The sequence below is a fragment of the Escherichia sp. MOD1-EC5433 genome (genome assembly GCF_002966005.1).
Taxonomy (GTDB): Bacteria; Pseudomonadota; Gammaproteobacteria; order Enterobacterales; family Enterobacteriaceae; genus Escherichia; species Escherichia ruysiae.
Map to the genome: position 1 here is coordinate 351114 of NZ_PTRL01000001.1, position 20869 is coordinate 371982.

General features: G+C 51.8%; 24 protein-coding genes. 6 read left to right on the top strand and 18 right to left on the bottom strand.

Annotated elements, in window-relative coordinates; genetic code table 11:
- Positions 1 to 2 precede the first annotated feature (2 nt).
- Together C3D30_RS01820 and cyuA are read left to right on the top strand one after the other, a co-directional pair.
- Entirely contained in the window at positions 3 to 1334 is a 1332-nt protein-coding gene (locus C3D30_RS01820; protein ID WP_000401617.1) for an SLC5/6 family protein, read from the top strand.
- 27 nt (positions 1335 to 1361) lie between these two features.
- Positions 1362 to 2672: a cysteine desulfidase gene (gene cyuA / locus C3D30_RS01825; protein ID WP_105286378.1), complete on the top strand. Its 1311-nt coding sequence runs from the start codon at positions 1362 to 1364 to the stop codon at positions 2670 to 2672.
- 147 nt (positions 2673 to 2819) lie between these two features.
- On the opposite strand, the gene C3D30_RS01830 is transcribed toward cyuA, so the two are convergent.
- Both C3D30_RS01830 and C3D30_RS01835 read right to left on the bottom strand, forming a co-directional pair.
- Positions 2820 to 2984: a protein YhaL gene (locus C3D30_RS01830; RefSeq protein ID WP_010346326.1), complete on the bottom strand. Its 165-nt coding sequence runs from the start codon at positions 2982 to 2984 to the stop codon at positions 2820 to 2822.
- A gap of 22 nt (positions 2985 to 3006) precedes the next feature.
- A complete protein-coding gene (locus tag C3D30_RS01835; protein WP_000633570.1) occupies positions 3007 to 3708 on the bottom strand; it encodes a pirin family protein in 702 nt (233 codons plus the stop codon).
- A 104-nt stretch (positions 3709 to 3812) separates the two neighbouring features.
- Between C3D30_RS01835 and yhaJ the strand changes: the two genes are divergently transcribed.
- Positions 3813 to 4709 carry a DNA-binding transcriptional regulator YhaJ gene (gene yhaJ, locus C3D30_RS01840; protein ID WP_001041002.1) on the top strand — a complete coding sequence of 299 codons (897 nt, stop codon included), beginning with the start codon at positions 3813 to 3815 and terminating at the stop codon, positions 4707 to 4709.
- Between the two features lie 33 nt (positions 4710 to 4742).
- On the opposite strand, the gene C3D30_RS01845 is transcribed toward yhaJ, so the two are convergent.
- The 12 genes from C3D30_RS01845 to exuT form a co-directional block, all read right to left on the bottom strand.
- Positions 4743 to 5111 carry a DUF805 domain-containing protein gene (locus C3D30_RS01845; protein WP_000384146.1) on the bottom strand — a complete coding sequence of 123 codons (369 nt, stop codon included), beginning with the start codon at positions 5109 to 5111 and terminating at the stop codon, positions 4743 to 4745.
- Between the two features lie 292 nt (positions 5112 to 5403).
- Positions 5404 to 6390 (bottom strand): glutathionyl-hydroquinone reductase YqjG, encoded by a 987-nt coding sequence (gene yqjG / locus C3D30_RS01850; RefSeq protein WP_000531183.1) that lies wholly within the window; start codon positions 6388 to 6390, stop codon positions 5404 to 5406.
- 71 nt (positions 6391 to 6461) lie between these two features.
- Positions 6462 to 6854, bottom strand: coding sequence for a DoxX family protein (locus C3D30_RS01855; RefSeq protein WP_000732237.1), 393 nt, complete (start codon positions 6852 to 6854; stop codon positions 6462 to 6464).
- A 185-nt stretch (positions 6855 to 7039) separates the two neighbouring features.
- On the bottom strand, positions 7040 to 7339 hold the full coding sequence (locus tag C3D30_RS01860) for a YqjK-like family protein (protein WP_105285385.1): 300 nt from the start codon (positions 7337 to 7339) through the stop codon (positions 7040 to 7042).
- Positions 7329 to 7733, bottom strand: coding sequence for a phage holin family protein (locus tag C3D30_RS01865; RefSeq protein WP_000785727.1), 405 nt, complete (start codon positions 7731 to 7733; stop codon positions 7329 to 7331). Before C3D30_RS01865 ends, C3D30_RS01860 begins: the two co-directional genes overlap by 11 nt.
- 2 nt (positions 7734 to 7735) lie before the next feature.
- Positions 7736 to 8041: an ElaB/YgaM/YqjD family protein gene (locus C3D30_RS01870; RefSeq protein WP_105286379.1), complete on the bottom strand. Its 306-nt coding sequence runs from the start codon at positions 8039 to 8041 to the stop codon at positions 7736 to 7738.
- 37 nt (positions 8042 to 8078) lie between these two features.
- Complete coding sequence (gene yqjC / locus C3D30_RS01875) at positions 8079 to 8447, bottom strand: DUF1090 family protein YqjC (protein ID WP_010346332.1); 369 nt, start codon at positions 8445 to 8447, stop codon at positions 8079 to 8081.
- 146 nt (positions 8448 to 8593) lie between these two features.
- The gene (mzrA, locus tag C3D30_RS01880) at positions 8594 to 8977 is read right to left on the bottom strand and encodes an EnvZ/OmpR regulon moderator MzrA (protein ID WP_001166775.1); all 384 of its coding nucleotides are present in this window, start codon (positions 8975 to 8977) and stop codon (positions 8594 to 8596) included.
- A gap of 3 nt (positions 8978 to 8980) precedes the next feature.
- The gene (gene yqjA, locus C3D30_RS01885) at positions 8981 to 9643 is read right to left on the bottom strand and encodes a DedA family general envelope maintenance protein YqjA (protein WP_000422149.1); all 663 of its coding nucleotides are present in this window, start codon (positions 9641 to 9643) and stop codon (positions 8981 to 8983) included.
- A 21-nt stretch (positions 9644 to 9664) separates the two neighbouring features.
- Positions 9665 to 9799 (bottom strand): hypothetical protein, encoded by a 135-nt coding sequence (locus C3D30_RS20795; protein WP_423779528.1) that lies wholly within the window; start codon positions 9797 to 9799, stop codon positions 9665 to 9667.
- 187 nt (positions 9800 to 9986) lie between these two features.
- Positions 9987 to 10763, bottom strand: a complete 777-nt coding sequence (exuR, locus tag C3D30_RS01890; RefSeq protein ID WP_000406484.1) for a transcriptional regulator ExuR — start codon at positions 10761 to 10763, stop codon at positions 9987 to 9989.
- Positions 10764 to 10892: 129 nt separating this feature from the next.
- On the bottom strand, positions 10893 to 12191 hold the full coding sequence (exuT, locus tag C3D30_RS01895) for a hexuronate transporter ExuT (RefSeq protein ID WP_016159739.1): 1299 nt from the start codon (positions 12189 to 12191) through the stop codon (positions 10893 to 10895).
- 478 nt (positions 12192 to 12669) lie between these two features.
- On the opposite strand from exuT, the gene uxaC reads away from it, so the two are divergent.
- The 3 genes from uxaC (at position 12670) to C3D30_RS01910 (ending at position 16218) form a co-directional block, all read left to right on the top strand.
- A complete protein-coding gene (gene uxaC, locus C3D30_RS01900) occupies positions 12670 to 14082 on the top strand; it encodes a glucuronate isomerase (RefSeq protein WP_000187442.1) in 1413 nt (470 codons plus the stop codon).
- Between the two features lie 14 nt (positions 14083 to 14096).
- Positions 14097 to 15584, top strand: a complete 1488-nt coding sequence (gene uxaA, locus C3D30_RS01905) for an altronate dehydratase (RefSeq protein WP_001199401.1) — start codon at positions 14097 to 14099, stop codon at positions 15582 to 15584.
- A gap of 82 nt (positions 15585 to 15666) precedes the next feature.
- Positions 15667 to 16218 carry a YgjV family protein gene (locus C3D30_RS01910; RefSeq protein WP_000128138.1) on the top strand — a complete coding sequence of 184 codons (552 nt, stop codon included), beginning with the start codon at positions 15667 to 15669 and terminating at the stop codon, positions 16216 to 16218.
- A gap of 3 nt (positions 16219 to 16221) precedes the next feature.
- Here the strand turns inward: C3D30_RS01910 and sstT are convergent, their stop codons facing one another.
- From sstT to C3D30_RS01935, 4 genes are all read right to left on the bottom strand, one after another.
- Positions 16222 to 17466: a serine/threonine transporter SstT gene (gene sstT / locus C3D30_RS01915; RefSeq protein ID WP_000211637.1), complete on the bottom strand. Its 1245-nt coding sequence runs from the start codon at positions 17464 to 17466 to the stop codon at positions 16222 to 16224.
- A gap of 387 nt (positions 17467 to 17853) precedes the next feature.
- Positions 17854 to 18819: a TerC family membrane protein Alx gene (gene alx / locus C3D30_RS01925; protein ID WP_105286380.1), complete on the bottom strand. Its 966-nt coding sequence runs from the start codon at positions 18817 to 18819 to the stop codon at positions 17854 to 17856.
- A 282-nt stretch (positions 18820 to 19101) separates the two neighbouring features.
- Positions 19102 to 20088 carry a Gfo/Idh/MocA family protein gene (locus tag C3D30_RS01930; protein WP_105286522.1) on the bottom strand — a complete coding sequence of 329 codons (987 nt, stop codon included), beginning with the start codon at positions 20086 to 20088 and terminating at the stop codon, positions 19102 to 19104.
- Between the two features lie 78 nt (positions 20089 to 20166).
- Complete coding sequence (locus tag C3D30_RS01935; protein ID WP_016231472.1) at positions 20167 to 20859, bottom strand: SanA/YdcF family protein; 693 nt, start codon at positions 20857 to 20859, stop codon at positions 20167 to 20169.
- Between the last annotated feature and the right edge of the window lie 10 nt (positions 20860 to 20869).

The window sequence follows — 20869 nt, forward strand, 5'->3', positions numbered from 1 at the left end:
TTATGGAAATTGCAACGAATAAAGGCGTCATTGCAGACGCTTCGACCCCGGCGGGTCGTGCTGGAATGAGTGAAAGTGAATGGCGTGAAGCAATCAAATTCGACAGTACCGACACCGGCTGGGTAATTATGAGTATTGGGATGGCGATTGGCGCGGGGATTGTTTTTCTCCCGGTGCAGGTCGGCTTGATGGGATTGTGGGTATTTTTGCTCTCATCAGTGATTGGTTACCCGGCAATGTATCTGTTTCAGCGGTTGTTTATTAATACGCTGGCAGAATCACCGGAGTGTAAAGATTACCCGAGCGTCATCAGCGGTTATTTAGGCAAAAACTGGGGCATCCTGTTGGGGGCGCTCTATTTCGTGATGTTGGTGATCTGGATGTTCGTGTATTCCACCGCCATCACCAACGATAGCGCCTCCTATTTACATACTTTTGGCGTGACGGAAAGCGTGCTATCAGACAATCCGTTTTATGGACTGGTACTGATTTGCATTCTGGTCGCCATCTCCTCACGCGGCGAGAAACTGTTATTCAAGATTTCGACTGGCATGGTACTGACCAAACTGCTGGTAGTCGCTGCGCTGGGCGTGTCGATGGTGGGAATGTGGCATCTGTATAACGTGGGTTCGCTGCCGCCGCTGGGGCTGCTGGTGAAAAACGCCATTATTACGCTGCCGTTTACCCTGACGTCGATTCTGTTTATCCAGACATTAAGCCCGATGGTGATTTCCTATCGCTCGCGGGAAAAATCGATTGAAGTAGCGCGGCATAAAGCGTTGCGGGCAATGAACATCGCGTTCGGCATTCTGTTTGTCACTGTCTTTTTCTACGCAGTGTCGTTCACGCTGGCGATGGGACATGACGAAGCGGTAAAAGCCTACGAGCAGAATATTTCCGCGCTGGCGATTGCCGCACAGTTTATTAGCGGTGACGGTGCTGCGTGGGTAAAAGTGGTTAGTGTCATTCTCAATATCTTTGCCGTAATGACCGCGTTTTTTGGCGTCTATTTAGGCTTCCGTGAAGCAACGCAAGGGATCGTAATGAATATCCTGCGCCGCAAGATACCGGCCGAGAAGATTAACGAAAATCTCGTCCAGCGCGGCATCATGATTTTCGCCATTTTACTGGCCTGGAGCGCCATCGTACTGAACGCGCCGGTGTTGAGCTTCACCTCTATCTGTAGCCCGATTTTCGGCATGGTAGGGTGCCTGATCCCGGCGTGGCTGGTTTACAAAGTACCGGCATTGCACAAATACAAAGGGATGTCTCTGTACCTGATTATCGTCACCGGTTTGTTGCTTTGCGTTTCTCCGTTCCTGGCATTTTCTTGATTTACCTGAAATTTTAAGGTTTTTATTATGTTTGATTCGACTTTAAATCCGTTATGGCAGCGTTACATCCTCGCCGTTCAGGAGGAAGTAAAACCGGCGCTGGGATGTACTGAACCTATTTCACTGGCGCTGGCAGCGGCGGTTGCTGCGGCAGAACTGAAAGGTCCGGTTGAACGTGTAGAAGCCTGGGTTTCGCCAAATCTGATGAAGAACGGTCTGGGCGTCACCGTTCCCGGCACGGGAATGGTGGGGCTGCCGATTGCGGCGGCGCTGGGAGCGTTAGGCGGAAATGCCAAAGCCGGGCTGGAAGTGCTGAAAGACGCAACTGCGCAGGCGATTGCCGATGCCAAAGCATTGCTGGCGGCGGGGAAAGTCTCGGTTAAGATCCAGGAACCTTGCGACGAGATCCTCTTCTCACGCGCCAAAGTCTGGAACGGCGAGAAGTGGGCGTGTGTCACCATTGTCGGTGGACATACCAACATTGTGCATATTGAGACGCACAATGGCGTGGTGTTTACCCAGCAGGCATGTGTGACAGAGGGGGAGCAAGAGTCGCCGCTGGCGGTGCTCTCCAGAACGACGCTGGCCGAGATCCTGAAGTTCGTCAATGAAGTCCCGTTTGAGGCGATCCGCTTTATTCTCGATTCTGCGAAGCTAAACTGCGCATTATCGCAGGAAGGCTTGAGTGGCAACTGGGGACTGCATATTGGCGCAACGCTGGAAAAACAGTGTGCACGCGGTTTATTGGCGAAAGATCTCTCTTCGTCGATTGTGATTCGTACCAGCGCGGCATCCGATGCGCGTATGGGCGGCGCAACGCTTCCGGCGATGAGTAACTCCGGTTCTGGCAACCAGGGGATCACCGCGACAATGCCCGTGGTGGTGGTCGCGGAACACTTCGGGGCGGATGATGAACGGCTGGCGCGCGCGCTGATGCTGTCACATTTGAGCGCGATTTACATCCATAATCAGTTGCCGCGTTTGTCCGCGCTGTGTGCTGCAACGACGGCAGCAATGGGGGCTGCCGCCGGGATGGCGTGGCTGGTGGATGGGCGTTATGAAACGATCTCTATGGCTATCAGCAGTATGATCGGCGATGTCAGCGGCATGATTTGCGATGGTGCGTCGAACAGTTGCGCGATGAAGGTTTCGACCAGTGCTTCGGCTGCGTGGAAAGCGGTGCTAATGGCGTTGGATGATACCGCTGTGACCGGCAATGAAGGGATTGTGGCGCATGATGTTGAGCAGTCGATTGCCAACCTGTGTGCGCTGGCAAGCCATTCGATGCAGCAAACGGATCGGCAGATTATCGAGATTATGGCGAGCAAGGCCAGATAAGCGGCGGGGCTTGGGTATCGTGCCGGATGCCTGAAGCCGGATGCGATGCTGGCGCATCTTATCCGGCCTACGGGGTGCGCAATTTATTGATGTTATTGGGTTTTGTAGACCGGATAAGGCGTTTACGCCGCATCCGGCAACCTGTCTTTATGCGGCGGCTTCATCCTCGGCTAACCGCGTTTCGGCGTCGGCGACTATCGCTTCCAGCTCGCTCAACATCTCTTCATAGCCAAAGTTTTTAGTTGCGCGAGTGGTTTCTTTCGCCACAACGGGCTTCACTGACTGGCGTTTCTTCGCCGATTTTTTACTCATCATCTTCTCCCTGTAAAAACAACTAGACAGGTAAATCTATCAGTAAAGCGCGCAGCGGGGAATCAGCAACCAGCGTAATGTTAGCCTCGTCACGAATAAATGCACCATCACCGCAGGTCAGTGCCGCTTTCTCTTCATGATGCGTAATCGCATGAAATTGGCCGTGAATCGATTGTAAATAGGCGCGCGGGCCGTGCAGTTGAAAGTTCGCACTTTCGCCCTTAGCGAGCACAATATGATGCAGCCACACTTGCTGGCGCAGTTGCAGACTACCCTCTGTGCCATCGGGTGAGGCGATTAATTGCTGCTTGCCCATATTAAGCGCCAGTTTTTGAATCAGCGGATTCTCTCGCTGCGGGCAGGCATCCAGCCAAAGCTGCATCCGCGTTAACGGTTTGTCTTTGCTGATGTTATGTTCGCTATAACTCACGCCCGGCTGAGTAGAAAGCAATAAGGCTTCGCCGGCGCTGGCCTGAACATGATTGCCTTCACTGTCGCGGTATTCCGCTTCTCCATCCAGAATCACATTCAAAATATCGACTTTTGGGTAGGTTCGCGGCTGAAAGGCGGCACCTGGAGCCAGCACTTCCTGGTTGAGCACGCGCAGGGAGGCGTAGCCTAACAATTTCGGGTCGAAGTAGTGTCCAAAGGAAAAAGTATACCGGGCCTGTAACCATCCGTAGTCTGCTTGTCCACACTGCCTGGCAGTTCGGGTAGTAATCATAATTATTGACCTCTCTTTACTTCCTTTTATGGTAAGGGGCTGGACGCTACATTGTTAGCCAGATATTCTGCCCGGTATGTTCAAATTTCCTGAATGAGAACGACATGGCCAAAGAAAGGGCATTAACGCTGGAAGCACTGCGTGTTATGGACGCGATCGATCGCCGTGGCAGTTTTGCGGCAGCGGCAGATGAGCTGGGACGCGTGCCTTCTGCGCTTAGCTACACCATGCAAAAACTGGAAGAAGAGCTGGATGTGGTGCTGTTTGACCGTTCGGGTCATCGGACAAAATTCACCAATGTCGGGCGTATGTTGCTGGAGCGAGGGCGCGTTTTGCTGGAAGCCGCAGATAAACTGACTACCGATGCCGAAGCCCTCGCGCGCGGCTGGGAGACGCATCTTACCATTGTGACCGAGGCGCTGGTGCCGACGGCTGCCTTTTTTCCGTTGATCGACAAACTGGCGGTGAAGGCTAACACCCAACTGGCAATCATCACCGAAGTGCTGGCGGGCGCGTGGGAGCGGCTGGAGCAGGGGCGAGCGGATATCGTTATCGCGCCGGATATGCATTTTCGTTCCTCGTCGGAGATCAACTCGCGCAAGCTCTATACCTTAATGAACGTCTACGTTGCCGCGCCTGATCACCCGATTCATCAGGAGCCGGAACCGCTTTCTGAAGTGACGCGCGTGAAATATCGCGGAATTGCGGTAGCGGATACCGCTCGTGAGCGCCCGGTATTGACGGTGCAGTTGCTGGACAAACAGCCGCGTCTAACGGTGAGCACGATTGAAGATAAACGTCAGGCATTACTGGCGGGGCTTGGCGTGGCGACGATGCCGTATCCGATGGTCGAAAAAGATATTGCGGAAGGGCGGCTGCGTGTCGTCAGCCCGGAATCGACCAGCGAGATCGATATTATTATGGCCTGGCGTCGCGACAGTATGGGAGAAGCAAAATCCTGGTGTTTGCGGGAAATTCCAAAATTATTCGCCGGAAAATAAACGATTAAGCACCTTTCACAAGGTGCTTAATTATTATTCCTGTTCCAGTTTCGGGTCTGGTCCAAAGCGGTTTTCACCCGGTGTACCCGCCTGGCAGTTAAAGACGATGATAATCAGCCAGCCGATAAACGGGATCAAGAACAGCAGTACCCACCACGCCGAACGGTCGGTGTCGTGCAGGCGGCGGAACTGAACCGCCCACCACGGTAAAAAAACCAGAATACCGTAGATTGTCGTCAGGATGCCTTCGCCACCAGCGCGTTGCCAGCCTAACATTTTATCCAGCAGCCCCAGCACGAACGTAAAGATAATGTTGACCAGAATAAACATCCAGTACTCTTTGCGCCGCGCACGACCCCGGAATCCGACATAATTTTTTAGTACTTTCAGATACCAGTCCATTTTTGCCTCAATTTTGCTCAATCACTTGTTTTTAAAGCAGCAAATTAAGAATAGACATGAATGAAATGGCAGTAAATATCACCATGGTGAATTAATGAGGTGCAATGAACGGAACTTCAGACTGATGGCAAGCGTAAAATCGCCAGATGCGCTACGCTTATCTGGTCTACGCGGCCTCTGCAATATATTGAATGTACAATATTTTTAGGTCAGATAAGCCGTTCACGCCGCATCCGACATGAACAACACGCACTTAGCCAACAATCAGAGGCACCACGAAGGGTGCCTTTGTCTAACCGAAGCGAACGTCCCGCCCGTGTGGTTCATCGAGATCCTGCCACGGACCAATCGAAATAATCCCCGTAGGGTTGATGGTCTTATGGCTGCGGAAGTAGTGATTACGGATGTGATCGAAATTGACAGTTTCGGCAATCCCCGGCATCTGGTAGATATCGCGCAGGAAGCCGTACAGGTTCAGGTAATCGCTGATACGGTGCTTATCACATTTGAAGTGGGTGACATACACCGGATCAAAACGCACCAGCGTGGTCCACAGGCGAATATCAGCTTCGGTTAACTGGTTACCGGTCAGATAGCGATGCTGACCTAAGATTTGCTCCAGTCGCGCCAGCGATTCAAACACTTTCACCACCGCCTCGTCGTAGGCTTCCTGGCTGGTAGCAAAACCGGCTTTATACACGCCATTGTTGACGGTGTCGTAAATCCAGCCGTTAAGTTCGTCAATTTTCGTTTGCAGGGCTGGAGGATAATAATCTCCCGCTTTCGCGCCCAGTGCATCAAACGCAGTATTGAACATGCGGATGATTTCCGCCGATTCGTTGCTGACAATGGTGTGGTTCTTTTTGTCCCATAGCACGGGAACAGTGACACGTCCGCTATAGTGCGGATCGGCGTGGAGATAAAGCTGATACAAAAATTCATGTTGATAGAGCGTATCGCCGGTTGCACCTGGGAAACTGTCATCGAAGGTCCAGCCATTTTCCAGCATCAGCGGATTCACCACGGAAACGGAGATAAACGGTTCCAGGCCTTTGAGTTTACGCATGATTAGCGTGCGGTGTGCCCACGGGCAGGCGAGTGAAACATAGAGATGATAACGGTCTTTTTCTGCGGCAAAACCACCTTTGCCGGTTGGTCCTGGTGCGCCGTCAGCGGTGAGCCAGTTACGAAATGCGGAAGCTGAACGTTGAAATTTACCGCCGGTGGATTTGGTGTCGTACCAGGTGTCATGCCAGACGCCGTCAATCAGTTGACCCATTTTTCTCTCCTCCAATAGCAAAAACGAGGAGTGTTTCTCCTCGTTTTTTTATCGTTAAGTATAGCGTGTGCTTACCACTTTTTATTCAGCAGGCGGTCGATGCTGAATGCGCCCGGACCCGTAATCGCCAGCAGCAGGAATCCGCCAGAAATGGTCAGGTTTTTCATAAACATCAGCGAGTTCATGCCTTCTGCAAAATTGCTGTGAAATAAAAATGCAGTCAGCAGTGTAAAGCCAGCGGTAAACAGCGCCGTGGTGCGAGTCAGGAAACCAAACAGAATTGCCAGACCACCACCAAATTCAAGCAAAATCACCAGCGGTAGCATAAAGCCCGGGACGCCCATCGCTTCCATGTATTGTTGCGTACCAGCGTAGCCAGTAATCTTTCCCCAGCCGGCCGTAATAAACAGAATCGGCATTAAAATACGCGCTACCAGTACACCAACATCTTCTAATTTTTTCATCTTACTCTCCACTGCGCCGCTCAGGCTGCTGATTGTTTTTTTGTGCATTGACGCGGTATTAGCGTCGTTGCTGTCGATGGAGAGAAGCATAAACGTAGTGAATGGTGATTGTTAGCAAGGAAAACTGTCAAATTTTTTCAAAAATTTTGAGGGATAAGGCCGGAATGACTCCGGCCAGAAAGGCGTTAACCGCGAAGCTGTTGCTGTTTGAGGGTGGTTTTAACCAGACGCCAGGCACTCCATACTCCAAAACTGCGCCTGGCCCAGCGGACCAGCATATTCGGATGGCGAATTGTCCAGATAGCCATCACGCTACTGCCAACCAGCGCCCATGAGCGCAGACTCAACAGTATATTCCAGCGACGATCGTAAGCGCCTGTTGCTTCCAGCCAGTCTCGACGACTGGCGGAAAGATCCAGCCGTTGTTGCTGGATCTGGCTAAGTAGCTGTGCCTTGCGGCGTTCACGTTCGACTTTACCGCTCACGGGACTCCTCCTCGAGCAGTTGCCGATCGTTCGCCAGTTCATGGCGCGTATGACGCAACAATGTCGATTTCCGTGACTTGCGTAACGTCCAGATACCGCCAATCAGTGCCAGTAGCAACAACACCACGGTGGTGGCAATCATCGCATTCAGGCGATATTGCGGATCAACCGCCCAGATAATCAGCACCATCAGGCTCATAAGACCAAATGCAGCGAAAAGCATCGTCAGGCCCAGCATCAGTAACAGTTGAAAGAGATTGGCTTTTTCCTCTTCCAGCTCCACCACCGCCAGCCGCAGACGTGTCTCCACCATTTCGACCATGATGGTGACAATTCGCTGCCCGATGCCCAGAACGCTTTTACCGGGCCCTTGCGCGTGATGAGTGTCCGCCATAATTAACGACGCGACAGCAGAACGCCGAGCACTACACCGATTGCAGCGCCAATGCCCACACCCGTCCACGGATTTTCACGCACGTACTCATCGGCACGCGCCGCCGCTTCACGAGTCTGTTTGGCAATTGCCTCGCCAGTTTCACCCAGGCGATAGCGGCTCTGTTTTAGCGCCTGCTCCGCTTTACTGCGAATCTTACTCAACTCTTCTTTCGACTTATCTCCTGAGGCGCTTAGTACTTCTTCCAGCGTATCAGACAGGGATCTCAACTCTGCACGCAGATGTTCCGTAGTGTGTTCTTTCGACATAGTTTTCTCCAGGTGAGTAAGTAGTGACTATTGTGAATTAGTAGTCGCGCGCTTCCAGCTTTTTCAGCTCTTCCTGCGCTTCTGCCAGTTTCCGTTCGCGTTTGGCAATCTTATCCGCATCGCCTTTTTGTTTCGCTTCGGCTAAATCTTGCTTGCGTTCCGCCACCTCATCTTTCTGCTTAGCGATTTTCTTCTGATGATCGGCGCGCAGCTGGCTATCTGAACAGTTGGCCCGGACTTCACTCAGGGCTTTATTCAGACCGTCAATACGATTCTGGTTTTGGTGTTTTTCGGCATAGCTGATCTCCTTAAGGATATTTTGCTCCTTTTCCTGACACAGGGTAGTGGCATAACTACCGGCACTAAGAGCAAAAAGAGAAACAGCTAAAGCGATGCGGTATTTCATTCTTGAACCTTCCATTGTGACTCGAACCTATTACAAAGGAACGATTGTCCAGACAACGAAGCGGTGGTGTTAACCACCGCCTCATTAATCATAGACAGTAACGGTGAAATCACCAAAGTGAGTGATATGTTTCGGATAACAGGAAGTTATCCGAAGCGATGAGAATTATCCCGCAGCCGGGTCAGCCACTGCATGGCCTGACTGTTATCGTCCTGCTGCGCAATGATGTAGCCATGGGGCAATGTTCTGTCGAGGACCGCTTTTGCGGCGGCACTCTGATCGCTGGAGTCAAATGTAATTAACAGAGTGTCGTTCTTGGGGGTAATGCTTTTGAAAGGAATGCCGTGAGCGTCAAGGTGATGCCAGATGGAAAAACCGTCTGGCATCGTCATGCCTTGATGAACGGCACGGATCGCCAGCGTCGAATCTTGCTGACGAACCGCAGACCAGGCCAGCAGCAGCGTGCCGACCAGCAATAAAGCAGCGCCGGACCAGACTAGCTGGCGAAGCGACATGCGAGGTATTTGCATCCCTTACCCCCGATTTCCATATTTCTTTTTCCATAACACGACCAGAGAACCTGCCAGGCCAAATACCAGCAGTACCACCGGGAGCAGCATCAGGCATGACATTAGCTGATCCTCGTACTTCAAAAATACCGGCGTTTTGCCGAGCATGTAACCCAGAGTTGTCAGGATCAACACCCACAGCAGACCGCTCATCCAGTTGAAGAACTGAAAGCGAGCGTTATTCAGCCCTGATAACCCGGCAATGGTCGGCAGCAGTGTTCTGACAAATGCAATAAAGCGACCAATTAATAGCGCCGATAAACCGTGTTTGTGAAAAAGATGGTGTGCGCGTTGGTGATAGTGTGCGGGTAAATGGGAAAGCCAGTTTTGCACAGTGCGGGTATTGCCCAGCCATCGCCCCTGTATGTAACTGACCCAGCAGCCAAGGCTGGCGGCAACGGTCAGTAACAGAATCGTTTGTGGATAACCCATCGCGCCTTTAGCAATCAATACGCCGACCAACACCAGTAAGCTGTCGCCCGGTAAAAAGGCCGCCGGAAGCAAGCCGTTTTCAAGGAACAAAATTACAAACAAGACAAAATACAACATGCCAATCATCGATGGATTGGCCAGCGTTTCAAAATCCTGCGCCCACAGGGCCTGCAGTAATTGGGTCAAAAGTTCCATTCATTATTCCTGGTGAATCGGTTAACGCCACGCCGGTTTTAAATGATGTACTCCCGCCAGATTATTGCTGTTTTTGTATGGATTGCGGGTCGAGACACCAACACGGCCTGAACTATTCCCTGTTAAAACGTGAGATAAGAAAACATTTAATAGCATAAATTCAAATTGAATCTAATTGTAACAAAGGTCAACGTTGTTCGTTATCAAAATTACATGTCCGTGGAGTCTGATTTTGCTGATTGCAGGGGAGGGTGGCGAGAGGATTTACACAGGCTGACACTTTATACTTTTTGCTTACTGACAAAGCGTACAGGCGCGCGTCAGCGCCTGTCGGATGGGCGTTTTATTTGCTGCCGCTGGCGGCCGTATCCAGATGCACAACCGGGTTTTCTGCGAACAGGTAACGGTCGGCGTTGAACTCGAAATCGTCGCTGGTTTCGTTAAATAACATTATCTTGGTGTTTTCCAGGTGCTGCCACATTGCCAGTTTGGCTGCATGAGGATCTTTGCGAATCAACGCCTTAAGGATTTGATCGTGGTCATCACACCAGTTATCGACGGTACGGGAATCAATGTGTTCGTGGAGCTTTTTCCAGTACGGGTTATGGCTACGCTGGGTCCACATTTTCTCAACGATGGCCGCCAGCGCGGAGTTTTGAGTCGCTAATGCTACCTGAATGTGGAACTGCAAATCCCACTCGGAATCGCGGAAGCATTGTTCGCCGCGAGCCTGCTCCTGGATGGCCATCAATTTCATGATGTCCTGCTTGGTCACCTGGGTTGCGGCAAACTCGGCAATATTGCTTTCGATAAGCTGGCGAGCTTGCAGCAGTTCAAATGGGCCGTAATTGGCAAATTCCATATTATCGTCAGCCGCTTGCTGATGGCGAGGCTGGTTTGAAATCACATGAATGCCGGAGCCTTTGCGCACTTCGACATAACCTTCAACCTCCAGCATGATGATGGCTTCACGAACCACGGTGCGGCTGACGTTTTTTTCATCGGCAATAAAACGTTCGGCGGGCAGTTTATCTCCCACCAGATAGACGCCTTGCTCGATGCGCTCTTTCAGGTCAGCGGCGAGCTGTTGATACAAACGGCGTGGTTCAGTGATTTCCATATGCGCTCCAGGCATGATACGGCAGACTATATTTGTTATACCACTTTTGCGAGTTTAGCTCTACTCGCAGTGATGAAAAAGCCGCCTGAGAAGGCGGCTTTGAAGGGAAACTAAAACTTACACGAAGCGTTAATGTTGTGGCGCGGGATCGTTATGCGCTTCTTCCACAACCTCAATCGCCGGTTTGTTCTGCAATACCGTCCAGATAACCAGCGCACCCAGCAGGTCGAACACTGCCAGCACTGCGAACAGCGGGCTGAAGCCGATGGTGTCAGCCAGAGCACCAACAACCAGCGCAAACAGCGTACTTGCCAGCCATGCGGACATCCCGGTCAGACCGTTTGCCGTTGCGACTTCGTTACGACCGAACACGTCAGAAGAGAGCGTAATCAGTGCGCCAGACAGTGCCTGGTGAGCAAAACCACCGATACACAGCAGCATAATCGCGACATATGGGTTGGTGAACAGACCGATCATACCTGGGCCAATCATCAGCACCGCACCCAGCGTTACTACCATCTTACGGGAGACGATCAGGTTCACGCCAAACCAACGCTGGAACAGCGGCGGCAGGTAACCACCGAGGATACAACCGAGGTCAGCAAACAGCATCGGCATCCAGGCGAACATCGCGATCTCTTTCAGGTTAAAGCCGTAAACTTTAAACATGAACAGCGGGATCCACGCGTTGAAAGTACCCCACGCCGGTTCAGCCAGGAAACGCGGCAGCGCGATACCCCAGAACTGACGGTTACGCAGGATCTGACCAACGGACATTTTCTTCGCCGTGCCAACCTGGTGCTGGGCTTCCTGACCGTTAATAATGTATTCGCGTTCTTCATCAGTCAGATGTTTCTGGTCGCGTGGGTGCTTATAGAAAATCAGCCATGCCATCGCCCAGATAAAGCTCAGTGCACCGGAGATGATAAATGCCATCTGCCAGCTGTGCATCACGATTGCCCATACCACCAGCGGCGGTGCAATCATCGCACCAATTGAAGAACCAACGTTAAAGTAACCTACTGCGATGGAACGTTCTTTCGCCGGGAACCATTCGGAACTGGCTTTCAGACCCGCCGGGATCATTGCTGCTTCAGCAGCACCTACCGCACCACGAGCAATCGCCAGGCCGCCCCAGCTACCTGCCAGCGCGGTAGCGCCACAGAACACAGCCCACAACACGGCAAACATCGCGTAACCGATTTTTGTACCCAGAACATCCAGTACATAACCCGCTACCGGTTGCATGACCGTATAAGCAGCAGAATAAGCTGCGATGATGTAGGAATACTGTTGGGTGGAGATGTTTAACTCTTCCATCAGAGTTGGCGCAGCTGCCGCCACAGTGTTACGCGTCAGGTAACCGAGCACGGTGCCGAGCGTCACCAGTGCGATCATATACCAACGTAACCCTTTAATTTTACGCATGTAAAACCTCATCGTTTTGTTATATCCGCAGTAATCGCGGCCATCATCCCGCCAGAGGCTGAAGATGTTACTTACGACCGGGTAACCGAAAAAAAACCGGCACGCCCCGAACGTTGCCATGAAAGTTTCGTGCTAATTCGGCTTCCGTACCGGTCAACCCGATTTATCCAATGAATGAATCGGCAATTTGCATTCCGTCGACTTATGATTTGCGACAGCAAAAAGATAACTTGTCATACAACTTTAAAAGGTGAGAGCCATCACAAATGTGCGAATATTTGTAGGGACATTACAGGATGATAGCGAGGCCAGTAACGGCGCGGCTTGCAGCGATATTTACCACTTTGAGAGTAATTTTTTTAACTACGTTTATTGATCTAACTCACGAAAATATCTTCTGGCTCTGGAAATTGGTGTGATAACTTTGTCAGCATCGCACCATAAGCAAGCTAGCTCACTCGTTAAGAGGAAGACGATAATGACTCCGTTTATGACTGAAGATTTCCTGTTAGATACTGAATTTGCCCGCCGCCTGTATCACGACTACGCAAAAGACCAGCCGATTTTCGACTACCACTGCCATTTGCCGCCGCAGCAGATCGCAGAAGACTATCGCTTTAAGAATTTGTATGACATCTGGCTAAAAGGCGATCACTACAAATGGCGTGCAATGCGCACCAATGGCGTAGCTGAACGCCTGTGTACCGGTGATGCCTCTGACCGTGAAAAGTTTGACGCATGGGCGGCGACCGTTCCGCACACTATCGGCAACCCGTTATACCACTGGACGCACCTCGAACTGCGTCGTCCATTCGGCATCACTGGCAAACTGCTGTCTCCGTCTACTGCGGATGAAATCTGGAACGAATGTAACGAACTGCTGGCGCAGGATAACTTCTCCGCGCGCGGCATCATGCAGCAGATGAACGTGAAAATGGTCGGCACTACCGATGATCCGATCGATTCTCTGGAGCATCATGCAGAGATTGCCAAAGACGGCTCTTTCACCATTAAGGTGCTGCCGAGCTGGCGTCCGGACAAAGCCTTTAACATCGAACAGGCGACCTTTAACGACTACATGGCGAAGCTGGGCGAAGTTTCCGATACCGACATTCGCCGCTTTGCAGACCTGCAAACTGCCTTGACCAAACGTCTGGATCACTTCGCCGCTCACGGCTGTAAAGTGTCTGACCATGCGCTGGACGTGGTGATGTTTGCTGAAGCGAACGAAGCGGAACTGGACAGCATTCTGGCGCGCCGTCTGGCTGGCGAAACCCTGAGCGAGCACGAAGTGGCACAGTTCAAAACTGCGGTGCTGGTGTTCCTCGGCGCAGAATACGCACGTCGCGGCTGGGTACAGCAGTACCACATTGGCGCACTGCGTAATAACAACCTGCGTCAGTTCAAACTGCTGGGGCCAGATGTAGGCTTTGACTCCATCAACGATCGTCCGATGGCGGAAGAGCTGTCTAAGCTGCTGAGCAAACAAAACGAAGAAAACCTGCTGCCGAAAACCATTCTCTACTGCCTGAACCCGCGCGATAACGAAGTGCTGGGCACCATGATCGGTAACTTCCAGGGCGAAGGTATGCCGGGCAAAATGCAGTTCGGTTCTGGCTGGTGGTTTAACGATCAGAAAGACGGTATGGAACGTCAGATGACCCAACTGGCGCAGCTTGGTCTGCTGAGCCGCTTTGTTGGTATGCTGACTGACAGCCGTAGCTTCCTGTCATACACCCGTCACGAATACTTCCGCCGCATTCTGTGCCAGATGATCGGTCGCTGGGTGGAAGCGGGCGAAGCACCGGCGGACATCAACCTGCTGGGCGAGATGGTGAAAAACATTTGCTTTAACAATGCGCGTGACTACTTCGCCATTGAACTGAACTAAGGTCTGGGGTTGATATGCAATACATCAAGATCCATTCACTGGATAACGTTGCGGTTGCTTTAGCTGATTTGGCTGAAGGCACAGAAGTCAGTGTCGATAACCAAACCGTTACGCTGCGCCAGGATGTCGCTCGAGGACATAAATTTGCGTTAACGGATATCGCAAAAGGGGCCAACGTCATCAAATATGGCCTGCCGATTGGTTATGCACTGGCGGATATTGCGGCAGGTGAACACGTTCACGCCCACAATACGCGCACGAATCTGAGCGATCTGGATCAGTATCGCTATCAACCTGATTTTCATGATCTGCCAGCACAAGCGGCAGATCGTGAAGTGCAGATCTATCGTCGCGCGAATGGTGATGTCGGGGTGCGTAACGAGCTGTGGATCCTGCCAACCGTGGGCTGTGTTAACGGCATCGCGCGGCAGATCCAGAATCGTTTCCTGAAAGAGACCAACAACGCCGAAGGTACTGACGGCGTGTTCCTCTTCAGCCACACCTACGGATGTTCGCAACTGGGTGACGATCACATCAATACCCGTACTATGCTGCAAAACATGGTGCGCCACCCGAACGCAGGTGCGGTGCTGGTAATTGGTCTGGGATGTGAAAACAATCAGGTCGATGTCTTCCGTGAAACGCTGGGCGATATCGATCCTGAACGTGTCCATTTCATGATCTGCCAGCAGCAGGACGATGAAATCGAGGCCGGGATCGAACATCTGCATCAGTTGTATAACGTGATGCGCAACGATAAACGCGAGCCAGGCAAACTCAGCGAACTGAAGTTTGGTCTGGAGTGTGGCGGTTCTGACGGTCTTTCCGGTATTACCGCTAACCCAATGTTGGGGCGCTTCTCTGACTACGTGATTGCTAACGGCGGTACGACCGTACTGACCGAAGTACCGGAGATGTTCGGCGCAGAGCAGTTGCTGATGAGTCATTGCCGTGACGAAGCAACGTTTGAAAAACTGGTCACCATGGTCAACGATTTCAAACAGTACTTTATTGCTCATGACCAGCCGATTTACGAAAACCCATCACCGGGGAACAAAGCGGGCGGTATCACCACGCTGGAAGATAAATCACTTGGTTGTACTCAGAAAGCGGGTTCCAGCGAAGTGGTTGACGTACTGCGTTACGGCGAGCGTTTGAAAACGCCGGGACTGAACCTGTTAAGCGCGCCGGGTAACGATGCCGTAGCGACCAGCGCCCTGGCGGGTGCAGGCTGTCACATGGTGCTGTTCAGTACCGGTCGCGGTACGCCGTATGGTGGTTTTGTGCCGACAGTGAAAATTGCCACCAACAGTGAACTGGCGGCGAAGAAAAAACACTGGATCGACTTTGACGCGGGTCAGCTGATCCACGGTAAAGCGATGCCGCAGTTGCTGGAAGAATTTATCGATACCATCGTTGAGTTTGCCAACGGTAAGCAAACCTGCAACGAGCGTAACGACTTCCGCGAACTGGCGATCTTCAAAAGCGGCGTAACGCTATAAAGTCGAAATGAGTTGTTAATAAAAAACGGCGTTTCATAATGTGAAGCGCCGTTTGCTTTTCCATACCTGCTAAGGATTTATCATGACCGCGTATTGGCTGGCCCAGGGCGTGGGTGTCATCGCCTTTCTGATTGGTATCACAACATTTTTTAACCGTGACGAACGTCGCTTCAAAAAGCAGCTTTCGGTCTATAGCGCCGTTATTGGCGTGCATTTTTTCCTCCTGGGCACCTATCCCGCCGGTGCCAGTGCCATCCTTAATGCCATTCGTACGCTGATTACCTTACGCACGCGCAGCTTATGGGTAATGGCGATCTTTATTGTGCTGACTGGCGGAATTGGCCTGGCGAAGTTCCACCATCCTGTTGAACTATTGCCGGTTATTGGCACGATTGTCAGTACCTGGGCGCTGTTTCGCTGTAAAGGTCTGACCATGCGCTGCGTAATGTGGTTTTCAACGTGTTGCTGGGTGATTCACAACTTTTGGGCGGGGTCGATTGGCGGCACGATGATTGAAGGCAGTTTTCTACTGATGAATGGCCTGAATATCATTCGTTTCTGGCGGATGCAGAAAAGGGGAATTGATCCGTTTAAAGTAGAGAAAACCCCTTCCGCCGTTGACGAAAGGGGTTAAACATTAATTACGCAGGGCGCTATTTGCCAGACGATCGTCTTCTGCCTGGCAAGCTGCCGCAGTGAACAGCACGTCAGTTGAAGAGTTCAGCGCGGTTTCGCAGGAGTCCTGCAATACGCCGATGATAAAGCCGACGGCAACCACCTGCATGGCGATATCGTTCGAAATACCGAACATATTACAGGCCAGTGGGATCAGCAGCAGAGAACCCCCCGCCACGCCGGAGGCGCCACAGGCGCACAGAGAAGCAACCACGCTCAGCAGCAGCGCCGTAGGCAGATCGACCGGAATACCCAGCGTATTAACCGCAGCCAGCGTCAACACCGTAATGGTGATTGCTGCGCCCGCCATATTGATGGTGGCTCCCAGCGGAATAGAAACGGAATAGGTATCTCGATCCAGATTCAGCTTTTCACACAGCGCCATATTCACCGGAATGTTCGCCGCAGAGCTGCGGGTGAAGAAGGCGTACACACCGCTTTCGCGCAGGCACAGCAGTACCAGCGGGAACGGGTTACGACGAATTTTCCACCACACCAGCAGTGGGTTAACCACCAGCGCCACCAGCAACATACAGCCAACCAGCACGACCAGCAGTTGCGCGTAGCCCCACAGTGTGGAGAAACCGGTGGTTGCCAGCGTAGAAGAAACCAGACCAAAAATACCAATTGGCGCGAAGCGAATCACCAGTTTCACCATAAAGGTGACGGCATTCGACATATCATTGACCAGGTTTTTGGTGGTTTCGTTACCGTGACGCAACGCGAAACCGAGGCCAATAGCCCACACCAGAATCCCGATGTAATTACCTTTCAACAGGGCGTCGATGGGGTTGGAAACCATGCTCATTACCAGTCCGCGCATCACTTCCACAATACCTGACGGCGGGGAAATATCGCCTGCGCTACTGGACAAATGCAGGGTCGATGGGAAGGCAAAGCTGAAAACGACTGCGGCCAGTGCGGCGGAGAAAGTACCCAGCAGATAGAGGAACAGAATAGGGCGGATATTGGTTTTTTGCCCGTGTTGGTGGTTAGCGATGGAAGCCATCACCAGCATCAGCACCAGGATTGGTGCTACGGCTTTCAGGGCGCCAACAAATAAAGTGCCTAACAGACCAACAGCTTCAGCCGCCGGTTTTGAGATCCATGCCAGGAGAATCCCCAGAATAAGGCCGACCAGGATTTGTTTTACCAGGCTGCCATGAGCCAGACGCCGGAATAGCCCCGGTGAACGTTGCGTAGTCATTTTTCGATCCTTTCATTGTGTTGTCACACATCCCTGGTGCGTTCTGTCGACGCATCTTTCAGGATGTAACAAAGTGTTTGCAAGGTCGAGTATAAGGAAAGTTACAGCTTCGGGAAGCGAAAAATGCTGGATTTTAAAGAGAGGTCATGTTTTGCAACTTAATGGTTACATTTGTTTGACATAAAAATAAAGCCCAACGTGCGGCTTCCAGACTGATAACAACGTCAAAAAAGTACTCGGTCAGTCCCCTCGCCCCTTTTGGGGAGAGGGTTAGGGTGAGGGGAACAGGCCAGCATCGGTGCGAAAAATTACTCTCTCCCTGGAAGGGAGAGGGAGAAAACGGTACTCATGTTGATGACAGGGTACATGGCTTAGGCAGATTAAAAATCATTCTATCCGCTGTTTATCATGCCGATAATTCACCCAGGCGTTGATAATAAACGTCATCACCAGAATGCCAAACACCACGCCCAGCGAAACGGCGATCGGAATATGATAGAAATCGACAATCAGCATCTTGATACCGATAAATACCAGAATCACCGCCAGGCCATATTTGAGCATCGAGAAACGCTCCGCTACGCCCGCCAGCAGGAAATACATCGCACGCAGGCCGAGGATCGCAAACAGGTTTGAGGTCAGCACAATGAACGGATCGGTGGTAACAGCGAAGATAGCCGGAATGCTATCCACGGCGAAGATCACGTCGCTTAACTCCACCAGAATCAACACCAGCATCAGTGGCGTGGCGTACAACAAACCATTCTTACGCACAAAGAAATGCTCGTTGTCGATGGTGTCGGTCATGCGCAAATGACCGCGCAGCCAGCGCACCAGCGGCTTGTCACCGATTCCTGATTCATCTTCATGAGCCAGCGCCATCTTCACGCCAGTAAACAGCAGGAATGCACCGAAGATATACAGGATCCAGTCGAACTGCGAAATCAGCCAGCTACCGGTGAAGATCATGATGGTACGCAGAACAATCGCCCCAAGCACGCCATACACCAGTACGCGACGTTGTAATGCTGCCGGAACAGAGAAATAGCTGAACAACATTAACCAGACGAAGACGTTATCGACCGCCAGCGATTTCTCAATCAGATAACCTGTGAGGAAGGCCAGCGCCTGCGGGTCAGCGACTTCGCGCCCCTGTGTCTGCGCCAGATACCACCAGAAAGCGGCATTAAACAGTAACGACAGCGTCACCCAGACCAGCGACCATGCCGCAGCCTGTTTCATGGTCATGGCATGTGCGCCACGACGCCCCTGTAATAACAGGTCGATAGCCAGCATAATGGCGACAACAACAGCGAATCCGCCCCATAGCAACGGCGTGCCGACAGTATTCATAGAAGTTCCTTACACATAAAAAAACGGCCAACGTCGGAAGACGTCAGCCGCTGCTTTTTATGCATAGACCTCGCCTTCCGGCAAGGTCTCACTTACAACAAAAAAGGAATACGTCTGCGTATTCCTTTCGGGTTGCCCGGTGACCGGATGTGGTTTTTCACACATCGTAATGACGATCGACCGGCAATGAAGTTACTCCCCTTTGCAGGTAACAAAGTATGACAGACCATTCAGCCAGTCAATGGTCTGTTACATGCCTTTTACACTGCTTTACGGTAACAATTATAGATTTACGCTATCAGCCGGAAAAACGACCCCAGTCTGGCGGCGGATCTCGGTCAGCAGTTTGGCGGTGATGCGACTGACCGCCAGCCCTGGATGATCCACCAGATGCTCATCCACCAGGGTAGCGAACAGCTCTGCTTCGTAGAGCATGGTATTAATATGCTGCGGCTGGGTGAGATCCTGCATCTGGCTGCCACGCGGCACAAAACACACTTTCTGGCATTCGGAGAGTTTTTCAATCACCAACGATCCCGCTTCGCCCTGAATCTCGCTTGCCAGGACAGAATCGCTCACTTTTGAGTGCTGCAAGGTGACGCTGAAATCACCGTAATCCATCACCACCACGCCGTGGGCATCCACGCCGCTTGCCAGCAAACTGGCGGTTGCCTGCACGCTTTTCGGTTCACCGAATAATGCCACCGCCGACGCCAGGCAGTAAAAGCCGATATCCATAATCGAACCGTTAGAGAATGCCGGATTAAAGGTGTTGGGATTCTCACCATCCAGATAACGCTGATACCGCGAGGAATACTGGCAATAGTTGAAAAAGACTTTACGCAGTTTGCCGACTTTCGGCAGCGCCTGGCGTAACAAATGAAAGTTCGGCAGGCTGGCGGTTTTAAATGCCTCAAACAGCACCACCTGATTTTCCCGCGCACAGGCAATGGCAGCATCCACTTCCGTCACATTCGATGCCAGCGGCTTCTCGCAAATCACATGAATTTTGTGGCTAAGAAAAAGTTGCGTCTGGGCAAAATGCAGAGCGTTCGGGCTGGCAATATACACCGCGTCAATAGCATCGCTTTCCGCCATCGCTTCCAGCGACGTAAACAGATGCTCGACAGAAAAATCATTGGCGAAGTGCTGAGCCTGTTCAAGGCTGCGGGAATAGACTGCGGTTAACTTGTATTTGCCGCTCTCATGGGCGGCCTCGACGAACTGGCGAGTGATCCAGTTCGTGCCAATCACGGCGAAACGTATCATAACGCGTGGATACTCCATAAAGGGGTTATGGCGTCAATGTAGCACGCCTTTTTCATCTTCGACGTGCGCAGATACGCATTATTCTTTCGCCGGACAGCCATGCTCACTAAACGGCCCAATCATGACCGATGGCCCGAGATATTTCGGCTGGCGATGGAGGATTTTCGCGTCTATCACCGCGCTGACTCTGGCGAGTTTTTCCCGCAGCTGAGTATAAAAGCCATGCTTCATATTCAGGTCTGGCGCGTTAAACCCGATAGCGTCGATGCCGTACTGTTTTGCCAGCCAGATGGCGCGTTGGTTATGAAATTCTTGCGAAATAATGGTGATATGGTTTTCCCCAAACACCTTTTTGGCGCGTACCACCGAATCAAGTGTCGAGAATCCGGCATAGTCGCAGAAGATGGCTTTTGCCGGAACGCCCTTAGCGATTAAAGCCTGTTGCATTCCGGACGCTTCATCGTAATTTTTACGTCCGTTATCGCCACTGACTAACAGCCATTTCACTTTTCCGGCATGGTACAACTCTGCGGCGGTATCAATGCGTCGGGTAAAGTAGCGATTACCCGGCCTCGCTCCCAGTAATAAACCCACGTTACGCGCCGGAACGGCGTTGATATCGCTCCAGGTCAGCTGCTTGCTGGCGGTGACCATTGCGCGATCGGCGATAAAAATGGTCGCTCCTGCCACAAGCAACAATAAACAGGCAATTTTAAGAGTCCGGCGAGAAAAACAAACGCGGCGAAGAAGGCGAGCAAATGCGCGCAGCATGGTCGTTATC

Coding starts and splice junctions, on each gene's coding strand:
- C3D30_RS01820 (WP_000401617.1), top strand. CDS start 3: ATGGAAATTGCAACGAATAAAGGCGTCATTGCAGACGCTTCGACCCCG.
- cyuA (WP_105286378.1), top strand. CDS start 1,362: ATGTTTGATTCGACTTTAAATCCGTTATGGCAGCGTTACATCCTCGCC.
- C3D30_RS01830 (WP_010346326.1), bottom strand. CDS start 2,984: ATGAGTAAAAAATCGGCGAAGAAACGCCAGTCAGTGAAGCCCGTTGTG.
- C3D30_RS01835 (WP_000633570.1), bottom strand. CDS start 3,708: ATGATTACTACCCGAACTGCCAGGCAGTGTGGACAAGCAGACTACGGA.
- yhaJ (WP_001041002.1), top strand. CDS start 3,813: ATGGCCAAAGAAAGGGCATTAACGCTGGAAGCACTGCGTGTTATGGAC.
- C3D30_RS01845 (WP_000384146.1), bottom strand. CDS start 5,111: ATGGACTGGTATCTGAAAGTACTAAAAAATTATGTCGGATTCCGGGGT.
- yqjG (WP_000531183.1), bottom strand. CDS start 6,390: ATGGGTCAACTGATTGACGGCGTCTGGCATGACACCTGGTACGACACC.
- C3D30_RS01855 (WP_000732237.1), bottom strand. CDS start 6,854: ATGAAAAAATTAGAAGATGTTGGTGTACTGGTAGCGCGTATTTTAATG.
- C3D30_RS01865 (WP_000785727.1), bottom strand. CDS start 7,733: ATGGCGGACACTCATCACGCGCAAGGGCCCGGTAAAAGCGTTCTGGGC.
- C3D30_RS01870 (WP_105286379.1), bottom strand. CDS start 8,041: ATGTCGAAAGAACACACTACGGAACATCTGCGTGCAGAGTTGAGATCC.
- yqjC (WP_010346332.1), bottom strand. CDS start 8,447: ATGAAATACCGCATCGCTTTAGCTGTTTCTCTTTTTGCTCTTAGTGCC.
- mzrA (WP_001166775.1), bottom strand. CDS start 8,977: ATGCAAATACCTCGCATGTCGCTTCGCCAGCTAGTCTGGTCCGGCGCT.
- yqjA (WP_000422149.1), bottom strand. CDS start 9,643: ATGGAACTTTTGACCCAATTACTGCAGGCCCTGTGGGCGCAGGATTTT.
- C3D30_RS20795 (WP_423779528.1), bottom strand. CDS start 9,799: ATGCTATTAAATGTTTTCTTATCTCACGTTTTAACAGGGAATAGTTCA.
- exuR (WP_000406484.1), bottom strand. CDS start 10,763: ATGGAAATCACTGAACCACGCCGTTTGTATCAACAGCTCGCCGCTGAC.
- exuT (WP_016159739.1), bottom strand. CDS start 12,191: ATGCGTAAAATTAAAGGGTTACGTTGGTATATGATCGCACTGGTGACG.
- uxaC (WP_000187442.1), top strand. CDS start 12,670: ATGACTCCGTTTATGACTGAAGATTTCCTGTTAGATACTGAATTTGCC.
- uxaA (WP_001199401.1), top strand. CDS start 14,097: ATGCAATACATCAAGATCCATTCACTGGATAACGTTGCGGTTGCTTTA.
- C3D30_RS01910 (WP_000128138.1), top strand. CDS start 15,667: ATGACCGCGTATTGGCTGGCCCAGGGCGTGGGTGTCATCGCCTTTCTG.
- sstT (WP_000211637.1), bottom strand. CDS start 17,466: ATGACTACGCAACGTTCACCGGGGCTATTCCGGCGTCTGGCTCATGGC.
- alx (WP_105286380.1), bottom strand. CDS start 18,819: ATGAATACTGTCGGCACGCCGTTGCTATGGGGCGGATTCGCTGTTGTT.
- C3D30_RS01930 (WP_105286522.1), bottom strand. CDS start 20,088: ATGATACGTTTCGCCGTGATTGGCACGAACTGGATCACTCGCCAGTTC.
- C3D30_RS01935 (WP_016231472.1), bottom strand. CDS start 20,859: ATGCTGCGCGCATTTGCTCGCCTTCTTCGCCGCGTTTGTTTTTCTCGC.